This window comes from Bacteroides sp., assembly GCF_052357945.1.
Taxonomy (GTDB): domain Bacteria; phylum Bacteroidota; class Bacteroidia; order Bacteroidales; family Bacteroidaceae; genus Bacteroides.
Window position 1 is genome coordinate 1 of record NZ_DAWCXD010000011.1, and the last position, 19328, is coordinate 19328.

General features: G+C 42.3%; 14 protein-coding genes. 11 read left to right on the forward strand and 3 right to left on the reverse strand.

What is annotated here, in order from left to right; genetic code table 11:
- Window positions 1-361 precede the first annotated feature (361 nt).
- Window positions 362-1915: an ATP-binding protein gene (locus tag ACT8YW_RS04515; RefSeq protein ID WP_444104145.1), complete on the forward strand. Its 1554-nt coding sequence runs from the start codon at window positions 362-364 to the stop codon at window positions 1913-1915.
- 169 nt (window positions 1916-2084) lie between these two features.
- On the opposite strand, the gene ACT8YW_RS04520 is transcribed toward ACT8YW_RS04515, so the two are convergent.
- Window positions 2085-2696, reverse strand: a complete 612-nt coding sequence (locus ACT8YW_RS04520; protein ID WP_444104146.1) for an HU family DNA-binding protein — start codon at window positions 2694-2696, stop codon at window positions 2085-2087.
- Between the two features lie 603 nt (window positions 2697-3299).
- Here ACT8YW_RS04520 and ACT8YW_RS04525 point away from each other — a divergent pair.
- From ACT8YW_RS04525 to ACT8YW_RS04555, 7 genes are all read left to right on the forward strand, one after another.
- The gene (locus tag ACT8YW_RS04525) at window positions 3300-5378 is read left to right on the forward strand and encodes a BT4734/BF3469 family protein (RefSeq protein ID WP_444104147.1); all 2079 of its coding nucleotides are present in this window, start codon (window positions 3300-3302) and stop codon (window positions 5376-5378) included.
- Window positions 5379-5456: 78 nt separating this feature from the next.
- Entirely contained in the window at window positions 5457-6590 is a 1134-nt protein-coding gene (locus ACT8YW_RS04530) for an AAA family ATPase (protein ID WP_444104148.1), read from the forward strand.
- Window positions 6591-6710: 120 nt separating this feature from the next.
- Window positions 6711-8546 (forward strand): ABC transporter ATP-binding protein, encoded by a 1836-nt coding sequence (locus ACT8YW_RS04535; protein WP_120144788.1) that lies wholly within the window; start codon window positions 6711-6713, stop codon window positions 8544-8546.
- Window positions 8547-8575: 29 nt separating this feature from the next.
- Window positions 8576-9379 carry a polysaccharide deacetylase family protein gene (locus ACT8YW_RS04540; RefSeq protein WP_444104149.1) on the forward strand — a complete coding sequence of 268 codons (804 nt, stop codon included), beginning with the start codon at window positions 8576-8578 and terminating at the stop codon, window positions 9377-9379.
- Complete coding sequence (locus tag ACT8YW_RS04545) at window positions 9376-10332, forward strand: glycosyltransferase family 2 protein (protein WP_004314479.1); 957 nt, start codon at window positions 9376-9378, stop codon at window positions 10330-10332. The genes ACT8YW_RS04540 and ACT8YW_RS04545 overlap by 4 nt, the downstream gene beginning before the upstream one ends.
- A complete protein-coding gene (locus ACT8YW_RS04550) occupies window positions 10316-10735 on the forward strand; it encodes a GtrA family protein (RefSeq protein WP_151927759.1) in 420 nt (139 codons plus the stop codon). Before ACT8YW_RS04545 ends, ACT8YW_RS04550 begins: the two co-directional genes overlap by 17 nt.
- A gap of 46 nt (window positions 10736-10781) precedes the next feature.
- Entirely contained in the window at window positions 10782-12761 is a 1980-nt protein-coding gene (locus tag ACT8YW_RS04555; protein ID WP_444104150.1) for an LTA synthase family protein, read from the forward strand.
- Here the strand turns inward: ACT8YW_RS04555 and ACT8YW_RS04560 are convergent.
- Entirely contained in the window at window positions 12748-14520 is a 1773-nt protein-coding gene (locus tag ACT8YW_RS04560) for an ArnT family glycosyltransferase (protein ID WP_444104151.1), read from the reverse strand. The genes ACT8YW_RS04555 and ACT8YW_RS04560 overlap by 14 nt on opposite strands.
- Before the next feature lie 29 nt (window positions 14521-14549).
- A complete protein-coding gene (locus ACT8YW_RS04565; protein ID WP_444104152.1) occupies window positions 14550-15185 on the reverse strand; it encodes a ribonuclease H1 domain-containing protein in 636 nt (211 codons plus the stop codon).
- A gap of 139 nt (window positions 15186-15324) precedes the next feature.
- On the opposite strand from ACT8YW_RS04565, the gene ACT8YW_RS04570 reads away from it, so the two are divergent.
- The 3 genes from ACT8YW_RS04570 to ACT8YW_RS04580 all read left to right on the forward strand — a co-directional run bounded on the left by ACT8YW_RS04570 (window position 15325) and on the right by ACT8YW_RS04580 (window position 19325).
- Window positions 15325-15927 carry a nitroreductase family protein gene (locus ACT8YW_RS04570; protein WP_032842880.1) on the forward strand — a complete coding sequence of 201 codons (603 nt, stop codon included), beginning with the start codon at window positions 15325-15327 and terminating at the stop codon, window positions 15925-15927.
- Between the two features lie 115 nt (window positions 15928-16042).
- Window positions 16043-16570, forward strand: a complete 528-nt coding sequence (locus ACT8YW_RS04575) for a shikimate kinase (RefSeq protein ID WP_444104153.1) — start codon at window positions 16043-16045, stop codon at window positions 16568-16570.
- A 256-nt stretch (window positions 16571-16826) separates the two neighbouring features.
- Window positions 16827-19325, forward strand: a complete 2499-nt coding sequence (locus ACT8YW_RS04580; RefSeq protein WP_444104154.1) for a tetratricopeptide repeat protein — start codon at window positions 16827-16829, stop codon at window positions 19323-19325.
- Window positions 19326-19328: the final 3 nt, after the last annotated feature.

Here is a 19328-nt window from a genome sequence, read left to right on the forward strand (position 1 = left end):
TATAAAATAACAACATTTTTGAATGAGCAACGAAATCCTAAATGAAAGAGCCGTGATGAAACCTGCAGTTTCTCTAAAAAATGCTAGTTTTATTCGGCAATTTGCTCTATATTTGTCTATATAACCCCAAAACAAGAAATGATGGATACGCTTTATAGATCATATTACGGTAGGTGGTTATACCTTTGGAGTAGGTGGAAAAAATAAACCGCAGAAGCAGGCGCATGATGTGGAGAATGTGTATGTTGTGAAAGATGATATTGAGTACGGGATGCGGAATGTGATTCCTCTTTGGGTATTTGTTTCTTTATATTGAGATAATATGTATATTTGTACGATGTGAACTTAAACAGATTGCAATATGAGTGGCAAGATTTACCCTATCGGTATACAGAACTTTGAAAGTCTTCGTAATGATGGCTATTTTTATATTGATAAAACGGCAATGATTTATCAGTTAGTAAAAACTGGGCGCTATTATTTTTTGAGCCGTCCGCGCCGTTTTGGCAAAAGTCTGCTCATTTCTACGCTTGAAGCCTACTTTCAAGGAAAGCGGGAGCTTTTTGAAGGACTGGCTATGGAGAAGCTGGAAAAAGATTGGATAACGTATCCTGTCTTACATCTTGATCTTAATACGGAAAAATATGATACTCCGGAAAGTTTGGAGAACAAACTCAACGGGGCATTGGTGGAATGGGAGAAGATATATGGTGCGGAGCCCTCGGAGAAATCCTTGGCGATGCGTTTTGAGGGGATTATTAAGCGTGCCTGTCGGCAGGAAGGGCAGCGTGTGGCCATTCTTGTAGACGAGTATGATAAACCAATGTTACAGGCTATTGGTGATGATGTTTTGCAAAAGAGTTTCCGCAATACATTGAAAGCCTTTTATGGCGCATTGAAAAGTCAGGATGGTAGTATTAAGTTTGCTCTGTTGACGGGAGTGACCAAGTTTGGTAAAGTCAGTGTATTCAGTGATTTGAATAACCTGAATGACATTTCAATGTGGAATAAGTATATAGACATTTGTGGTGTGAGCGAACAGGAACTATACGATAATCTGGATGCCGAACTTCATGAATTTGCCAATGTGCAGGGGGTGACGTATGAAGAGATATGTGCCCGGTTGAAAGAAATGTATGATGGTTATCATTTCACGCACAATTCCAAAGGAATGTATAATCCCTTCAGTCTGCTTCTAGCTTTTGATAGGAATGAGTTTAAAAGCTACTGGTTTGAAACAGGTACTCCTACTTATTTAGTGGAGTTGCTGAAGAAGCATCATTATGATCTACACCGAATGGCCCATGAAGAAACCGATGAACAGGTACTGAACAGTATAGATTCTGAATCTACCAATCCTATTCCGGTGATTTATCAGAGCGGATACCTCACCATTAAGGGGTATGATGAGCGTTTTGGAATATATCGTTTAGGTTTTCCTAATCGTGAAGTGGAGGAAGGATTTATCCGTTTTCTCCTTCCTTATTATGCGAACGTCAATAAAGTGGAGTCTCCTTTTGAAATTCTGAAATTTGTTCGTGAAGTGGAGGCTGGTGATTACGAATCTTTTTTCCGCCGCTTGCAAAGTTTCTTTTCTGATATTCCTTATGAACTAGCACGCGAATTGGAATTACATTATCAGAATGTACTATATATCGTGTGTAAATTGGTAGGCTTCTATGTAAAAGCGGAATATCATACGAGTGAGGGCCGTGTGGATATGGTATTGCAGACCGACAAATTCATCTACATCATGGAATTTAAATTGAATGGTACGGCGGAAGAAGCTCTGCAACAGATAAATGACAAGCATTATTCCCGACCATTTGAAACGGATTCACGAAAACTTTTTAAGATTGGTGTGAATTTCAGTGCTCAAACAAGAAATATAGAGAAGTGGTTGGTCGAAAATTGAACTGCCTGCGCTGGAAATAAGATATTCATTTCTCATATTCTCATAGATTTGATTTAAATGGCAGATAATTAATAAAGTAAGCTATGAGAAATACTTTTAAAATTGGTATTTCTCATAGCTTTATTCGCAAATAGACCTTGATTTGGCTTATTTCTCATACCTGTTGAACTCATTTCTCATAATGTCCCGGTGTTGGTATATAAATAGGCTGTGTGGGCTTACCTATATTCTGTAAGTTGCCTTTTGCTTTTAGGCGACGGATTTGCCTACTGGCCATACTTTGAGTGAAACTGCAGAGCGACTGCATATTACTACGGGTTAATACAGGATGAGTTGCAAAATATCCAGTGAGTTTCTTGTCAATCTCTTCTTCAGAAAGAGAAGCGGAATGTGGCTTGTATTTTGAACGTCGTAAGTGAGTGCTCATGCACAAACCTTTTAAATCTCTATCAGCTTGGAAGTTAATGGACTTAAGTTTTACTTTGTCAGCACGAGTGGTAAGCGAGTGCACGGGTTCGGTAGCTTGCAATGTAATCTGGAAATAGCCGATTCCATCCAGATGTACTCGTTCTCCCTCGCACAGATGGTTGCCCATGCATCTGCTCAATTCCATTAACATGGCTTCTACTTCTGCTTTCCCGAAAGTAGTTGCCATGTGGATTTCTCTTGCCAGCTTTTGAGTGGTCACATGTTGAAAATTAACCACCCGTGGGTGGTAACTAGGTTCTTCCCCTTCTTTTTCCGGTTGGGGATTCTTATAAAACTCGAATTGTATTGCCATCTTTGTTTTAATTTAATGGTTGTTTATATGTTATGTACTGATGCTCTTAGTGTATCTCGCTTTTATTCTTTTATTATTCAACCGCCATCCTGATTGTTCCACTACAGTGAACGGTTCTTTTCACTCTAGTAGACAGAACTTTTTACTGTAGTGAACAGGCCTGTGCACTGTAGTGGAACGATTGGGATGCTCTTTCAAAGATACGACATTATTAGGTGAAAAACAAGTAATTAACTAGTTGTTTTCATGAAAGAAATAGCTAGCTGTTTTCTAAGATAAGCTTGGCGGATAAACAGGAGAATAGTTGTGTCTGACTATGAGAAATACCCTGAAAGAGTATGAGAAATAGCGGCTTTTTGAAGAAAATTGATGAGGATAGTATGAGAAATACCTATTTTAAAAACGTTTCTCATAATGTACTTCTTTGATTATATGTGCTTTATCTGAAATCTATGAGAATATGAGAAATAAAATTGAAAAATCTTTTCTAGTAGAAAGATGAAATAAGTATTCTCTGAAAAGTTGTTTGTGTGGAATATTTACAGTATATTTGTGTCGTAATAATCGCCCTACAAAACACATGCAGGACAAATAAATAAAGTAATGAGAATAACACTGGTAAGAGACGATGGCAAGGTGAACACTATGCGTACGTTAAGAATTGAACAGCTCGTGGAGCAAATGAAAGTGGAAACCAAAACACAGCCTGTCTCAAAAATGAGAGAAGTCCTGCCTTTTATGCTTCCGGGTGATAAAAATGACTATGTACAGAAAGTGCCGAAGCTGATACCTGCAGCCGCCTTTTTTCGCAAAGGCGGCATAACGACGATGAGTGAATACAATGGAATTGTGATGATTCAGGTCAACAACTTGTCCGGACGCATGGAGGCGGATGAAGTGAAAGAACGGGTAAAGGAGCTTCCGCAGACTTACTTGGCTTTCACCGGTTCTTCCGGAAAGTCTGTGAAAGTATGGGTACGCTTTACTTATCCCAATGATCGTTTGCCGACAACTAGTGAAGAAGCGGAGCTTTTTCATGCGCATGCCTATCGGTTGGCAGTGAAATTTTATCAGCCACAACTTCCTTATGATATTGAACTGAAAGTACCTTCGTTGGAGCAATATTGTCGTTTAACTTTTGACCCGCACTTGTATTTTAACCCCGAAGCAATGCCTATTTATATGAAGCAGCCTGCGGCTATGCCGGGTGAGGTGACTTACCGCGAACGGGTGCAAACGGAAACTTCACCGTTGCAACGGCTTGCGCCGGGATATGAAAAGTGTAATGCGCTTTCTGTCCTTTTCGAAGCTGCTTTTGCACGTGCGTTGGATGAAGAGACTGATTATCAACCGGAAGGAGACAAACAATCGCTGTTGATTAACCTCGCAGGACATTGTTTCCGTGCCGGTATTCCGGAGGAAGATACAGTGCGATGGTCTCGCGCTCATTATCGCTTGCCGAAGGACGATACATTGGTTCGGGGAACCGTGCGGAATGTATACCGCACTTGTGAAGGGTTTGCGAGTAAAAGTAGTCTGTTGCCGGAACAATTATTTGTCATGCAGATGGATGAGTTTATGAAACGGCGTTATGATTTTCGTTTCAACCAGTTGACATCACAAGTGGAATGTCGTGAACGGAACAGCTTTAATTTTTATTTTCATCCGGTGGATAAACGGTTGATGGCAAGTATTGCAATGAATGCACATTATGAAGGGCTTAAGCTGTGGGATAAAGATGTGGTACGTTACCTGAATTCGGATCATGTGCCGGTTTATCAGCCTATCGAGGAATTCCTTTATGACCTTCCTCATTGGGATGGTAAGGATCACATCGGCGATCTTGCCAAACGAGTTCCTTGCGATCATCCTCATTGGGCGCAATTGTTTCGTCGTTGGTTTCTTAGTATGATAGCGCATTGGCGTGGAATGGGAAAGAATCATGCAAATAGCACTTCTCCTATATTGATAGGTCCACAGGCTTATCGTAAGTCTACATTTTGCCGGTTGATTTTGCCTCCATGCTTGCAGGCTTATTATACGGATAGTATTGATTTCAGCCGGAAGCGGGATGCCGAGCTATACTTGAATCGTTTTTTATTGATTAATATGGATGAGTTCGATCAGATTGGCATCAATCAACAGTCTTTTCTCAAGCATATTCTACAAAAGCCTGTTGTCAACACACGACGTCCGAATGCTTCGGCTGTGGAGGAACTCCGTCGGTATGCCTCTTTTATAGGAACGAGTAATCATAAAGATTTGCTGACAGATACTTCCGGCAGTCGCCGTTTTATCGGTGTTGAGGTGACTGGAGTGATTGATGTGGTCCGCCCTATTGATTATGAGCAATTGTATGCGCAGGCAATGGCACTGCTGCGTAGTAATGAACGCTACTGGTTTGATGAGAAGGAAGAGGCTATTATGACGGAGGCGAACCGGGAGTTTGAGCAGTCGCCGCCAATCGAGCAGTTGTTCCAGGTGTATTACCGGGTAGCGGAAGAGGAAGAAGAGGGAGAATGGTTACTTGCTGCAGATATACTTCAGCGGATACAAAAGGCAAGTAAAATGAAGATTTCTTCCGGACAGGTTAATTATTTCGGGCGTATTTTGCAGAGGCTGGGAGTAAAGTCATTCAGGAAAACACGCGGAGTTTATTATCATGTGGTGGCTGTTGGGTAAGGGCGATGATGAAATAATGCATGAGATGTGCATTTTATTATTTTATAATAATTATCTTTGCGTAATAACGTGAGATATATGAAGGCTATGATAAGAAATCCTTTTATAACAAGTGGATATGTGTCTGCTGATTATTTTTGTGACCGTCAGCAGGAAAGCGAACAGTTGGTACGCGAAGTGATGAATGGGAATAACCTGGCTCTTGTCTCTACCCGACGAATGGGAAAGACGGGGCTGATCCGTCATTGCTTTCAGTTTCCTGAAATTAAGCAGGACTATTACACTTTCTTTATTGATATATATGACAGCCGGTCATTGCGCGACTTGGTATTTGCACTTAGTAAAGAGATTTTGGAAGTACTGAAACCTATAGGGAAGAAAGCTTTGCATGGTTTTTGGGAATGTGTGAAATCTTTGCAGGCCAGTATCTCTTTTGATGTGAATGGTATGCCTTCTTTGAATTTGGGATTAGGAGATATACAAGCTCCGGCTACTACGCTCGATGAAATTTTCCGGTATTTAGAGCAAGCGGATAAGCCTTGTTTGATTGCCATTGATGAATTTCAGCAGATTACCGGGTATGCAGAGAAAAATGTAGAGGCTACTCTCCGGACTTATGTGCAGCATTGTAATAATGCGCGTTTTATTTTTGCCGGGAGCCAGCGGCATGTGATGGGGAATATGTTTTTGACGCCTTCCAGACCTTTTTATCAAAGTGTGTCAATGATGCATTTGGAAAGTATTCCTTTAGAAGAATACATTCGTTTTGCAGGTATGCATTTCAAACGTGCAGGCAAAGAAATGGAAGAAAGTGCTGTTACCGCAGTTTATCAACAGTTTGAAGGAGTCACATGGTATATACAAAAAGTATTGAATACACTTTATGATATGACCCCGGAGCACGGAGTCTGTAAAGTGGAAATGGTGTCAGAGGCCATTCGGCAGATTATTGATTCATTCAGATATACTTATTCGGAAATCCTTTTTCGTTTGCCGGAAAAGCAAAAGGAGTTACTGATTGCTATCACTAAAGAGGGAAAAGCGAAAGCTATCACTTCCGGTGCTTTCATAAAGAAATACAGACTGGCTTCAGCCAGTTCTGTGCAGTCAGCATTGAAAGGATTACTGGAAAAGGATTTTGTGACCCAAGAAAAGGGAGTGTATCAAATATATGATCGTTTCTTGGGTATTTGGTTGAAAGAGAATTATTGAGTCATTTTTCGTTTGTTGAAACGTGCTTTTCGATAAATCGCGTTAATAATTAGCTGAAACTACTGCCTGTTAATCAGTTTTATTGTATCTTTGCGGTCTTAACTTTTTTAATGGTAAATAATGAAGGAATTTCTACAACTAATGCGACGTTTCGTGTCGCCTTATAAGAAGTATATCGGCTGGGCTATTTTGCTGAATATTTTGTCTGCTGTATTCAATGTCTTTTCATTTACATTTTTGATTCCTATTTTGAGCATTCTGTTTAAAACAGAAGGAGCGGATAAAGTATACCATTTTATGGAATGGGGTAGTGGTGATTTAGCAGATGTTGCCAAGAATAACTTCTATTATTACATATCTCAAATGATAGTGGATAATGGTCCCACTGTGGCTCTTATTTTCTTGGGATTGTTCCTGATGGTGATGACATTGTTTAAAACCGGTTGTTACTTTGCTTCTTCAGCTGTGATGATTCCATTGCGTACAGGAGTGGTACGTGATATTCGTATTATGGTATATGCTAAGGTCATGCGTCTGCCAATGTCTTTTTTCTCTGAAGAAAGAAAGGGGGATATCATAGCCCGTATGAGTGGTGACGTGGGAGAGGTTGAAAACTCCATTACTAGTTCTTTGGATATGTTGATGAAGAGTCCAATCCTGATTATTATATATTTCGTGACATTGGTCACCGTTAGTTGGCAGTTGACTCTTTTTACTATTATTGTATTGCCGGGAATGGGTTGGTTGATGGGAGTGGTCGGAAGAAAACTGAAACGCCAGTCACTGGAAGCACAGGCAAAGTGGAGTGATACGATGTCGCAATTGGAAGAAACACTGGGAGGTTTGCGCATCATCAAGGCTTTTATTGCGGAAGATAAAATGATTAACCGCTTCACCAAATGTAGTAACGAACTTCGGGATGCAACAAACAAGGTTGCTATACGTCAGGCTATGGCACATCCGATGAGTGAGTTTTTGGGAACCATTCTGATTGTAGCCGTACTGTGGTTTGGTGGTACATTGATTTTGGGACAGAATGCAACCATTGATGCTCCTACATTCATCTTCTATATGGTTATCTTGTATAGTGTAATCAATCCGTTGAAAGACTTTGCTAAAGCAGGATATAACATTCCGAAAGGTTTGGCTTCTATGGAACGTGTTGATAAAATCCTGAAAGCAGAGAATAAGATTAAGGAGATTCCGAATCCGAAACCGTTGAAAGGTTTGAATGACAAGATTGAATTTAAAGATATCTCTTTCAGCTACGATGGTAAGAGAGAGGTACTGAAACATGTAAATTTGACAGTTCCCAAAGGAAAAACGATTGCACTGGTTGGACAGTCAGGTTCCGGTAAATCTACCTTAGTCGATTTGTTGCCACGTTACCATGATGTACAGGAAGGTGATATTACCATTGATGGAACAAGTATTCGTGATGTACGCATTGCTGATTTGCGTAGTCTGATTGGTAATGTAAACCAGGAAGCTATTTTGTTCAATGATACATTCTTCAATAACATTGCTTTTGGTGTGGAGAATGCGACAATGGAGCAAGTGGTAGAGGCGGCAAAGATTGCCAATGCGCATGACTTCATTATGGAGAAACCGGAAGGATATAACATGAATATCGGCGACCGTGGTGGAAAACTGTCCGGTGGTCAGCGCCAGCGTATCAGTATCGCCCGTGCCATCCTGAAGAACCCTCCGATTCTGATTCTCGATGAGGCTACTTCTGCATTGGATACCGAATCAGAACGTCTCGTGCAGGAAGCGTTGGAACGTTTGATGAAAACACGTACAACGATTGCTATTGCCCACCGTCTTTCTACTATTAAGAATGCAGATGAAATCTGCGTGTTATATGAAGGAGAAATTGTAGAACGTGGTAAGCATGAGGAACTTATAGAATTAAACGGCTATTACAAACGCCTGCATGATATGCAACAACTGTAATGCAGCAATTGTAATTTTTTGATAATGCAATGATATTATTAAGTTTTGATACAGAAGAATTTGATGTACCTCGTGAACATGGCGTAGACTTTCCGCTGGATGAAGCGATGAAAGTATCAGTCTATGGTACGAACCGGATACTGGACTGCCTGAAAAAAAACGGGGTGAAAGCCACTTTCTTCTGTACAAGCAATTTTGCAGAAAATGCGTCGGAGGTGATGCGGCGCATTATGGACGAAGGACATGAAGTGGCTGCGCATGGATGTGACCATTGGCAACCGCAGACTTCTGATGTCAGCCGTTCAAAAGAAATTCTGGAACGTCTTACCGGCAGAACGATAGAAGGCTATCGCCAACCGCGTATGTTTCCCGTATCAGATACGGAACTTGAACGAATGGGGTATGTGTACAACTCCTCATTGAATCCCGCATTTATCCCCGGAAGATATATGCATTTATCAGAGCCGCGTACCTGCTTTATGACAGGCAAACTACTTCAAATCCCGGCTTCTGTAACTCCATGGATTCGTTTCCCGCTATTTTGGCTGTCTTGTCATAATCTGCCGATGTGGCTGTATCAACTCCTGGTAAACCGGGTATTGAAGCATGACGGATATTTTGTGACTTATTTCCACCCGTGGGAGTTCTATCCGTTGGGTGAACACCCTGAATTTAAAATGCCTTTTATCATCCGCAACCATTCCGGCAAAGGAATGGAGGAACGTTTGGATATGCTTATCCGCAACCTGAAAGAAAAAGGCTACCCTTTTATGACTTACTCGGAGTTTGCGCAGATAAAACTGGCTGAACTAAATAAACCGGACGAAAAATGATTAAATTGGCTATTGTATCCCCCTGTTATAATGAGGAGGAAGTGTTGGAAGAGTCAACCACCCGTTTGACAGCTTTGTTTGATGACTTGGTGGCGAAAAAAAAGATCAGCGCCGACAGTTTTGTGCTCTTTGTGAATGATGGCAGTAAAGATCGTACATGGAGCATTATTAAACAACTGCACCGGACGAATCCATATATAAAAGGAATGAACCTGGCTCGCAACGTGGGACATCAGTATGCTATCATGGCCGGTATGATGACCGCTAAAGATTGGAGCGATGCCGTTATTACCATTGATGCCGATTTGCAGGATGATCTGAATGCGATTGAGGAGATGATCGATGCTTATACACAAGGATATGATGTTGTATACGGGGTGAAAGTATCCCGCCAGGCAGATCCGATGCTGAAACGTCTTTCCGCAACCGCTTTTTATAAATTACAGCACCGGATGGGAGTAGAGACAATCTACAATCATGCGGATTTTCGTTTTTTGAGTAGGAGAGTACTGGAACAGTTGTCTCATTATCAAGAGCGCAATGTCTATTTGCGTGGTATTATCCCATTACTGGGTTTCCCTTCCACTACGGTAGATGATGTGATCCGGGAACGGACAGCCGGAACCTCCAAATATACAGTGAGAAAGATGTTCAGCCTGGCCTTGGACGGAATAACCTCTTTCTCGGTGAAGCCTATTTACGGTATTGTTTATCTGGGAATTATATTTGTTTTTATCAGTATCCTGATCGGAATTTATGTATTGTACTCTTTAATTTCGGGTACGGCAGAGCATGGCTGGGCATCTTTGATGTTGTCTGTCTGGTTTGTCGGTGGAATTGTTCTAATGTCAATAGGAGCTGTCGGGTTGTATATTGGTAAAATCTATAAAGAAGTAAAACGTCGTCCGCTCTATAATGTGGAAGAAGTACTATACGATGACCAAGATAAGTAAAGCTATATTTGACAGGCATCCGGACTGGCGGGATAAGTTTTGGCAATTCGTTCGTTTCGGAGTTGTCGGTACTATATCCTCGGCTATTCATTACGGAGTGTATTGTCTGGTTTTACTGGTTGCAAACGCCAATATCTCTTTTACGGCAGGTTATGCCGTCGGATTTATTTGCAATTATTTCCTGACTACCTTTTTTACTTTTCGTTCCAAGCCCTCGTCTCGCAATGCGGTTGGGTTTGGCTTTAGTCATCTGATTAATTATCTGCTTGAGATTGGTTTGTTGAATCTCTTCCTTTGGATAGGGGCAGGCGAACTTCTGGCGCCGATACTGGTGATGATAATTGTAGTACCTATCAATTTCCTAATTCTTCATTTCGTTTATATCTACAAAGGGAGAAAATAATTTTATTAAATCTCTTTCATTTAATTCATAAAAAGAAAAGGCTATTATGAAACGTTTTCTAAATCTTATTGTATATATACTCACGATACATGTTTCGGCTTTGCTGATCGCAGGACTGTTTCGCCTGGTACTTTTTATCTCATCCTATCATCAATTGACTTCTGAAGCCTTGTCGGATAAGAGCCTTTCAATGCTTGCTTTTTTGCATGGTGTCTGGTTTGATAATGTGATCGGTTGTTACATACTTCTGTTGCCGCTGGCAATTGCGGTGGTGTGTGGAGTCTGCAACTACTATGGGAAAGCATTGTTCCGTTTCTTCACAATCTTTTTCAGTGTGTTTTATGGACTGGTCTATTTAATCAGTGCGTCGGACATACCCTACTTTGCCTATTTCTTTAAGCATATCAATTCTTCTATATTCGAATGGTTCGGTTATGCAGGAACTACCGCCGGAATGATATTGGGAGAAAGTGCCTATTACTTGTCCATCGGATTATTCCTGCTCTTCTTGGCCGGGTTCATAGTATGGCTTGTCTGTCTGTCGCGTTATTTCCATCGTCGTAGCCTTACCACTTCCGCTTCGTTCCCATTTTGGAAGAGAGGAATTGTGGTTCTGGTCGGAGCTTGTCTGATCGGCCTCTGCATCTTTGGAATTCGGGGGCGTACAGGTTATAATCCGATCAAAGTGAGTGCGGCATATTTCTGTCAGGATGCTTTTCTGAATCAATTGGGAGTAAGTCCGACTTTTAATCTGTTGACGAGTGTGATGGATGATATGCGTCCTGAAAATAAATACTTGCATCTGATGGATGAGCAGGAAGCCATAACTAAGGCGCAAGCTCTGCTCAATCGTCAGGGAGAGGTAGCTGTCTCACCGTTGGCTGTGTACAGACATGCTTCAAAAGCAGATAGCGTGCAGCAAGGTCGCCCCAATGTTGTACTGATTATGATGGAATCCATGTCCAGTAAACTGATGAAGCATTTCGGGCAATCAGAGACGCTGACTCCTTTCCTGGATAGTCTGTATACCCGTTCTATTAGCTTCCGTAATTTCTATTCGGCAGGAATCCATACGAATCATGGTTTGTATGCCACCTTATATTCTTTCCCGGCGATGATGAAACGAAACCTCATGAAAGGCTCTGTCATTCCCCACTATTCGGGACTGCCTACTGTCCTGAAAGAAAACGGTTATTATAACCTTTTCTTTATGACGCACGAAGGGCAGTATGATAATATGAACGCTTTCTTCCGGACAAACGGCTATGATGAAGTGTTCTCACAAGAAAATTATCCGGCTGATAAGGTTGTGAATAGCTTCGGAGTACAGGATGATTTCCTGTATGACTATGCAATTCCGGTATTGAATCAGCGGGCTGCCACCGGAGAGCCTTTCTTTGCTACTTTGCTGTCCATCAGCAATCATCCACCGTATGTGATACCTCCTTTCTTCCATCCGAAAACGAGTGAACCAGAGACGCAGATTGTTGAGTACGCGGATTGGGCTTTGCGTAAGTTTTTTGAAGAGGCACGTAAACAGCCCTGGTTTGATAATACGATATTTGTGTTGGAAGGAGATCATGGCAAATTGGTGGGAGACGCCGAATGTGAGCTGCCGGAATCTTATAACCATATCCCGCTGATGATTTACTCCAGCCGTATTCATCCGGAAGAGAAAAACACTTTTGGAGGTCAGGTAGATATACAGCCTACGATATTGGGGCTGTTGAATATTGATTATCTACAGAATAATTTTGGAGTGGATTTGCTGAAAGAAGAACGTCCCTGTATGTTTTATACTGCCGACAATATGATTGTGGGACGCAATGATACGTTATTGTATCTTTTTAATTACGAGACGCAGCAGGAATTTACTTATCATATAGACAATGGTAAATTGAAAGCCGTTCCGATGGATGATCGCTTTTTGCCTTTAAAAGAATATAGTTTTTCCATGCTCCAATCGGCAGAGTTCCTTGTGAAGCATGGAAAAACGGTAAATTCTGTCCCTTTTACTCAACAATAGGAGTAGTTTCGGTTTTTTCAGGCTGTTCGTTTTTAATGAACTTGTATACTTTGGCTATTTGCCGGAGCACTCGTTTAGGAGATTCGTAAACCTGTTCGAACTGATACCCCTCTTTCTCAAATTCAGGAAGATATTTCTCTGCGTCATTGGTGCCGATTAACAAGAAACCTTTGGCAGGACGTTTCTGATAGAAGTTGTCGAGACGGTTATGCAGATAGAAATTAATCTCGAAGTAATGCACAGGATCACCTGCTGCATGTAGACTTTCTTCAATGAATTCGTACATAGTCCCTTCGCTTTCCGGCGCAATCTTTTCGATCTCTGCAGCGACGAATTTGACGGATTTCGAATTTAATGCTGCCGGCTGATAAGCACCGTCTAATGCAAGGTATAATCCCATGGTAAGCACGACGAGGGCATACAGGAAGCGGTTGCTCAATGCATGTTTCCGTTGATAGAACCACCAGTAGATACCGAGGACGGTAGGAACGGCAATCAGCAACAAGGCTCCTGCACCACTGATATTCTGTATGGCGCGCATGAAATTAATGTTGTCCTGTGCGTGACGGCCGTGGAAGATTGTTTCAGGGATGAGCCCGCATTTTAATACAATGAAGCAAGTGAACAGCAACAGGCTGATTACCGCAAGAATACTTCCATATACTTTGATGACTTTGGATTGCTTCTTAACCAGATAAAATAGATATTTGGCAAGGAAATAAGCAATGAAAGGATAGATAGGCATCAGGTAGACGCTGCGTTTGCTCTGCGGGATGCAGTAGAAGACGAAGATGACGACGATGCTGGTGAAAGAGAATAAATCTACCGGATCCATATTCTTTATCCAAGCAGTGAAACGTTTCCACCAGGTGGCTGGCTGGATATTGAACTTACGGTAAGTCAGGCTGAACAGAGAAAGTACGATTAACAGTGTCCAGGGAACATATCCGGCAAACAAGGTCACAAAATTATAGTGCCAGGGGTTCACGCATGAATTATAGCTCATGGTATTGGTCATGCGACCGAGGTTTTCTTCCATCACTAATGCGAGGAATTCTTCTCCACCTTGTTGGTAAGCAGCTACATACCAGCAGATAGGCAGGATGAGAGAAAGGATAGCCCAGGCGGAAAGCAGCAGGAATGCCTTGAAGAAGTTGACACCTCGGAGCAACAAGAATATGCCTACAACTAAGCATGGAATGATAGTACCTACCGGTCCTTTAGTCAGTGTTCCGCAACTCATCAGGAGAATGGCCAGCCAGGGAATACCTTTGAGCCCCTTCTCATACCATCTGTAGAGACAATATAGAGCGCCAACGGTGAGAGCTGTCAATACCATGTCCACCCGGCAGTTGGCTCCGGCCCGGTGTAATTCGAAATTAGTCAGGGTAATAAAGGCAGCCAATAACGCCAGTTGCACTCCTTTTCTTTTGGCAAAGAACAGAAAGCCGCAGAGAGTCATGGCAATTAAGGCGATGGCGGACGGCAGGCGGGAGGTCATTTCTGTGACTTGCCCTCCGTTCACTACTGCTGATACAGCAGCGATGCTCCAATGGAAGAAAGGCGGTTTATAAGCCATTTCTCCTCCGTTGTTTCTGGGTAAGATCCAGTTTCCGCTATCCAGCATGGAATAGGAAACAATAGCTTCGCGAGGCTCACCTTTCGTGTGGTATTCCGACAAGCCGAGGAAAGGCAGGATAGTAACTACGCAAATGACTAATAACAGCCAGAAAGCTTTGTTTGAAGTCAATGTTTTCATCTTTTCTTATGATTGAAATTTATGTTCTTTTATTTTCTGCCGAAGTCGGCCGGAATTTCTCCCCATTCTTTCGTTTCCCATTTCAGGATACGAGTGGTATATGTATTTTCCCGCAACCATTTTTCTGCCCGTTCAATCAACAGAAAGAGTTCTTCTGTTTCCGGGGTTCGGGGGAGTTTGGTCTTGCACTTTTTCTGTCGTACCCAGCTGATGGCATTCGCGCTGTCACTGTAAATAGGCATGTCGAAACCTTTGTTCTTCAACAACGCCAACCCGTGTACGATGGCTAGAAACTCGCCGATATTATTCGTGCCTTTCATCGGGCCGAAATGAAAAATCTCCTGACGGCTGGCGATGTGTACGCCGCGATATTCCATCGGTCCCGGATTACCGCTACAGGCTGCATCGACAGCCAGGCTATTGTCGATCACACAAGAGGGTAAAGTATCCGAAGAAGGTTTGGGACCTCCTGATTTAGCCTTTGCATTCTTGCCGATATAAGCATAGGGAGACATTGTCAACGCGCGTTCCGCTTCTTCGCGCGTGTCAAATGATTTGTATTTGGCAGCTTCATATCCTTTGATTTGAAGCTGGCAGTCTGTCCAGGAAGTATAAACTCCGGGGGTGACGCCTTCCCATACTACATAAAATTTCTGTTTAGCCATTTTTCTGACGATAATTTTAGATAGTCAATGAATTGACGCTGCGAAGGTACAAATATATTCTCTAACTGAACAAGTTAGGGGGACTACTTGTTATAAAAAAAAGAGAGTTTTAAGAATATAAAATAAGAAAGGAACTATGATGGAAAGATCTTTTAGTGAAGCTTTGAAACAACGTCGAACTTACTATTCAATTACTAATCAGTCACCTATATCCGATCAGGAGATTGAATGTATCGTTAATATGACCGTGCGCCACGTGCCGTCGGCATTCAATTCGCAATCTACCCGTGTGGTACTTCTATTGGGAGAATCGCATAAGAAATTGTGGCAGATTGTGAAGGACGCATTAAAGAAGATTGTACCGGCTGAAGCGTTTGTCAAGACAGAGGAGAAGATAGATCATTCGTTTGCCTGTGGGTATGGCACTGTATTGTTTTTTGAGGATCAGAAGGTTGTGAAAGGACTTCAGGAGGCTTTCCCGTCTTATCAGGAGAATTTCCCGGGATGGTCATTGCAGACTTCTGCCATGCACCAGTTAGCTATCTGGGTAATGCTCGAAGATGTAGGTTTCGGAGCATCGCTGCAACACTATAACCCGTTGATTGATGAAGAAGTGCGCCGTGCATGGGATTTGCCGGAACATTGGCATCTGATTGCGGAAATGCCGTTCGGACTTCCTGTCGGCAAACCGGGTGAAAAAGAATTCCAGCCGCTTGAAGAACGGGTGAGAATCTTTAAATAAATCGGGAATGAAGAATGAATAATGAAGAATTGGATGGCATAATGGCTAAAATTCTTTATTCTTCATTCTTCATTCTTCATTAAATGATTAATTTTGTGAGCAAAATTAATCATTTATGGTTCGTATCTTCCTTACCGGCTATATGGGTGCCGGAAAAACGACGTTGGGTAAGGCTTTTGCCCGATATATGGATGTACCGTTCATTGACCTGGACTGGTATATTGAAGAGCGTTTTCACAAAACCGTTGGAGAATTATTCATTGAACGAGGCGAAACAGGATTCAGGGAGCTGGAGAGAAATATGCTCCATGAAGTAGCCGAGTTTGAGAATGTGGTAATTTCGACGGGGGGTGGAGCGCCTTGTTTTTATGATAATATGGATTTTATGAACCGGACCGGAAAGACTGTTTTTCTGGAGGTGCATCCGGATGTGTTGTTCAGGCGCTTGCGTGTGGCTAAACAACAACGTCCTATTCTTCAGGGTAAAGAGGATGAAGAACTGAAGGCGTTCATTGTTCAGGCACTCGAGAAGCGTGCTCCTTTTTATCATCAGGCACAATATATCTTTAATGCAGACGAATTGGAAGACCGTTGGCAGATTGAAACATCGGTGCAATGTTTGCGACAACTTTTGGGATTATAGAAGTAACAGTCGTTATATTTTGTGTAATCGTCATTTGGGAAGCTGTGGAATGTGTGTAATTTGTGCCTGATAATGGATCATTGTCGGGGGGAATTTTACTGTATTCAGAAATCAGGCAGTTGTAATGTTCTCTTTTTGTTGGGACTTCGTTTTTTTTGAGGCTCTTGTTTGTTCATTCGGTCAATATTTGTACCTTGCACTCGTTATGAGATTTTTTATTGACTAGTAACACAAAATTAAGGTAAAGTTCTATATCATGAAAACTTTAAAAGAGAAATTTGGGGAGTTATCCGCTAAAATTAAAGCATCCGGACAGCCTGCAAGGGTATGGTTTCCGCAGTATACACCGACTTCATTATTAAGTGCGGAAAACTGGTGGGAAGCATTGGCTGTATGTGAATATGCTTTGGACACAAAAGAAGACGAGAAATTAACAGAAGATTTTTTTGAACTGATATTCAGTGCTTTTGACTGTAACGTAGAGGTGGATCTCAACGCGGAAGAATATGAATTCTGGTGGGAAAAGGTGATGCAGGTATGCGACCGTGTGGCAGAGTTTAGCGGTGCGGGATGGGCGCAGAAGGGTGCACAATATTCCGAAGCCCGTTATGGAAAGCGGGACATGAGTTATTTGTTTCCATACTACGAGAAGGCTGCCGATATGGGTTGGGCTGAAGCGGAAGCAACTGTTGCCTATTGGCGATACATGGGATTCTATTGTGAACAAGATAAAGAAGAGGGTGAACGGCGTTTTGCAGCTCTCACTTCTCCCGAAGCTATTTTATGGGGAAAGCATTATCGTGCTTTTGCCGAAGAATTTACAGGGGATAAAGCAAAGGCATTACAGATACGGAATGAACTGCTTGCCGAACTGCCTGAAGGTGAACGTTTGCGTGCTCATGTATATGCATCGTTAGGAGATGCACTCGACAGAGCGGAAGGTAACGTGGCAGAGGAAGCTGCTTACTACGAAAAAGCCCTGGAAATAGTTCCCAATCTTTATAGTCTTAAAAATCTGGCTACGCTTTATTTCCGTTACCCGGAACTGAATAAACCGAAAGAACTGAGCTTTGAACTTTGGGAAAAGGCTTGGCATGCCGGTGTGTGGTCTGCTGCCAATTTCCTGGGATATAACTATCAGGAGGAGGAATGGCTGGATATGCCTAAGGCGATTGAATGGCTGGAAAAGGGCATGCTTTATTGTGAACCCTACAGTGCGTATGAACTGGCATTGATCTACCTGTATAATGATGAATATAAGAACGTGGAACGTGGACTGATGTGTCTGAACCGTTGCGTGGAGGATGATTATATACAAGGTATCGAAGGACTGGCCAATATTTATTTCAACGGTGATTTGGTGCCGGAAGACATGAATCGCGCGAAAGAGTTGTTGGAGAAAGCCATTGAGTTGGGTTCGGGAAGTGCAGCTTATCGTTTGGGCTGGATGTATGAACGTGGCTTCTTGTCTGAAGAACCGGATTATGTGAAGGCTTTAGAGTTTTATGAAAAAGCGGCTTCACTGAATAATGCCGATGGGTATTGCCGTGTGGCTCTTTATTTGGCTAATGGATATAGCGGTGTGAAGGACCCTGTAAAATCAAGGGAATATTATGAAAAAGCGGCCGAACTGGGTGCTTGCTTTGCCCTTGTGGAACTGGCATTCTTATATGAGAATGGCGATGGAGTGGAGAAGAATTATGAAAAGTCATTTGAACTGATTAGCAAGGCTGCCGAACAGGGTTATCCTTATGCAATGTTCCGTGTAGGTCTTTATATGGAAAAGGGTGTTCTTGGTGAAGTGAAACCGGAAGAGGCTTTTACTTGGTATACAAAGGCGGCTGAAGCGGACGATAATGATGCGATCTTTGCTCTGGGACGTTGCTATAGAGAAGGTATCGGAACGGAAGAAAACTGGGATAAGGCACTCGAATGGTTTAGTAAAGGGGCGGAAAAGAATGAAGCCCGTTGTCTGACGGAACTGGGGATGGCTTATGAGAATGGTAATGGCGTGGAAGAGAACCCACAAAAGGCAGTGGAATATATGATGAAGGCTGCCGAACAAGACTATGGTTATGCTCAGTTTAAGATGGGAGATTATTATTTCTTCGGTTGCGGTCCCTGTCTGGAAGATAATAAAACGGCAGTGGAATGGTATGAAAAGGCAGTGGCTAATGAGATTCCGATGGCTATGCTGCGTGTGGGTGAGTATTATCTGTATGACTATGATAGCCTGAATGAGTCGGAAAAGGCTTTTGCTTATTTCAAGAAAGCTGCCGAATATGAATGGTATAGTGAAGGACTGGGTATCTGTTATGAAATGGGTATCGGAGTGGAAGAGAATGAAACGGAAGCCTTTAAATATTATACACTGGCTGCGGATAATGGAAATACGACAAGTATGTATCGTACCGGACTTTGCTATTATAACGGAGTAGGTGTGAAACAGAATTATGCCGAGGCCTATCGCTGGTTCACGGATGCGGCGGGGAATGAGAATGTCGCTGCAATTTATTATCTGGGCAAGATGATGATGTATGGCGAAGGTTGTAACCCTGATCCGGAAGCTGCAGTGCAATGGTTGCTGAAAGCTGCCGAGAAAAATAACGATAAAGCACAATTCGAACTTGGAAATGCCTATCTGACAGGAAATGGTGTCGAAGAAAACGATGAAATTGCAATGGAGTGGTTCGAAAAGGCCGCAGAGAATGGCAATGAGAAAGCTCTTAAAATCACCGGAAGGAGGAGGAAGTAAGAG

Coding starts and splice junctions, on each gene's coding strand:
- ACT8YW_RS04570 (WP_032842880.1), top strand. CDS start 15,325: ATGGAAAGATCTTTTAGTGAAGCTTTGAAACAACGTCGAACTTACTAT.
- ACT8YW_RS04515 (WP_444104145.1), top strand. CDS start 362: ATGAGTGGCAAGATTTACCCTATCGGTATACAGAACTTTGAAAGTCTT.
- ACT8YW_RS04535 (WP_120144788.1), top strand. CDS start 6,711: ATGAAGGAATTTCTACAACTAATGCGACGTTTCGTGTCGCCTTATAAG.
- ACT8YW_RS04550 (WP_151927759.1), top strand. CDS start 10,316: ATGACCAAGATAAGTAAAGCTATATTTGACAGGCATCCGGACTGGCGG.
- ACT8YW_RS04525 (WP_444104147.1), top strand. CDS start 3,300: ATGAGAATAACACTGGTAAGAGACGATGGCAAGGTGAACACTATGCGT.
- ACT8YW_RS04530 (WP_444104148.1), top strand. CDS start 5,457: ATGAAGGCTATGATAAGAAATCCTTTTATAACAAGTGGATATGTGTCT.
- ACT8YW_RS04555 (WP_444104150.1), top strand. CDS start 10,782: ATGAAACGTTTTCTAAATCTTATTGTATATATACTCACGATACATGTT.
- ACT8YW_RS04580 (WP_444104154.1), top strand. CDS start 16,827: ATGAAAACTTTAAAAGAGAAATTTGGGGAGTTATCCGCTAAAATTAAA.
- ACT8YW_RS04520 (WP_444104146.1), bottom strand. CDS start 2,696: ATGGCAATACAATTCGAGTTTTATAAGAATCCCCAACCGGAAAAAGAA.
- ACT8YW_RS04575 (WP_444104153.1), top strand. CDS start 16,043: ATGGTTCGTATCTTCCTTACCGGCTATATGGGTGCCGGAAAAACGACG.
- ACT8YW_RS04545 (WP_004314479.1), top strand. CDS start 9,376: ATGATTAAATTGGCTATTGTATCCCCCTGTTATAATGAGGAGGAAGTG.
- ACT8YW_RS04560 (WP_444104151.1), bottom strand. CDS start 14,520: ATGAAAACATTGACTTCAAACAAAGCTTTCTGGCTGTTATTAGTCATT.
- ACT8YW_RS04565 (WP_444104152.1), bottom strand. CDS start 15,185: ATGGCTAAACAGAAATTTTATGTAGTATGGGAAGGCGTCACCCCCGGA.
- ACT8YW_RS04540 (WP_444104149.1), top strand. CDS start 8,576: ATGATATTATTAAGTTTTGATACAGAAGAATTTGATGTACCTCGTGAA.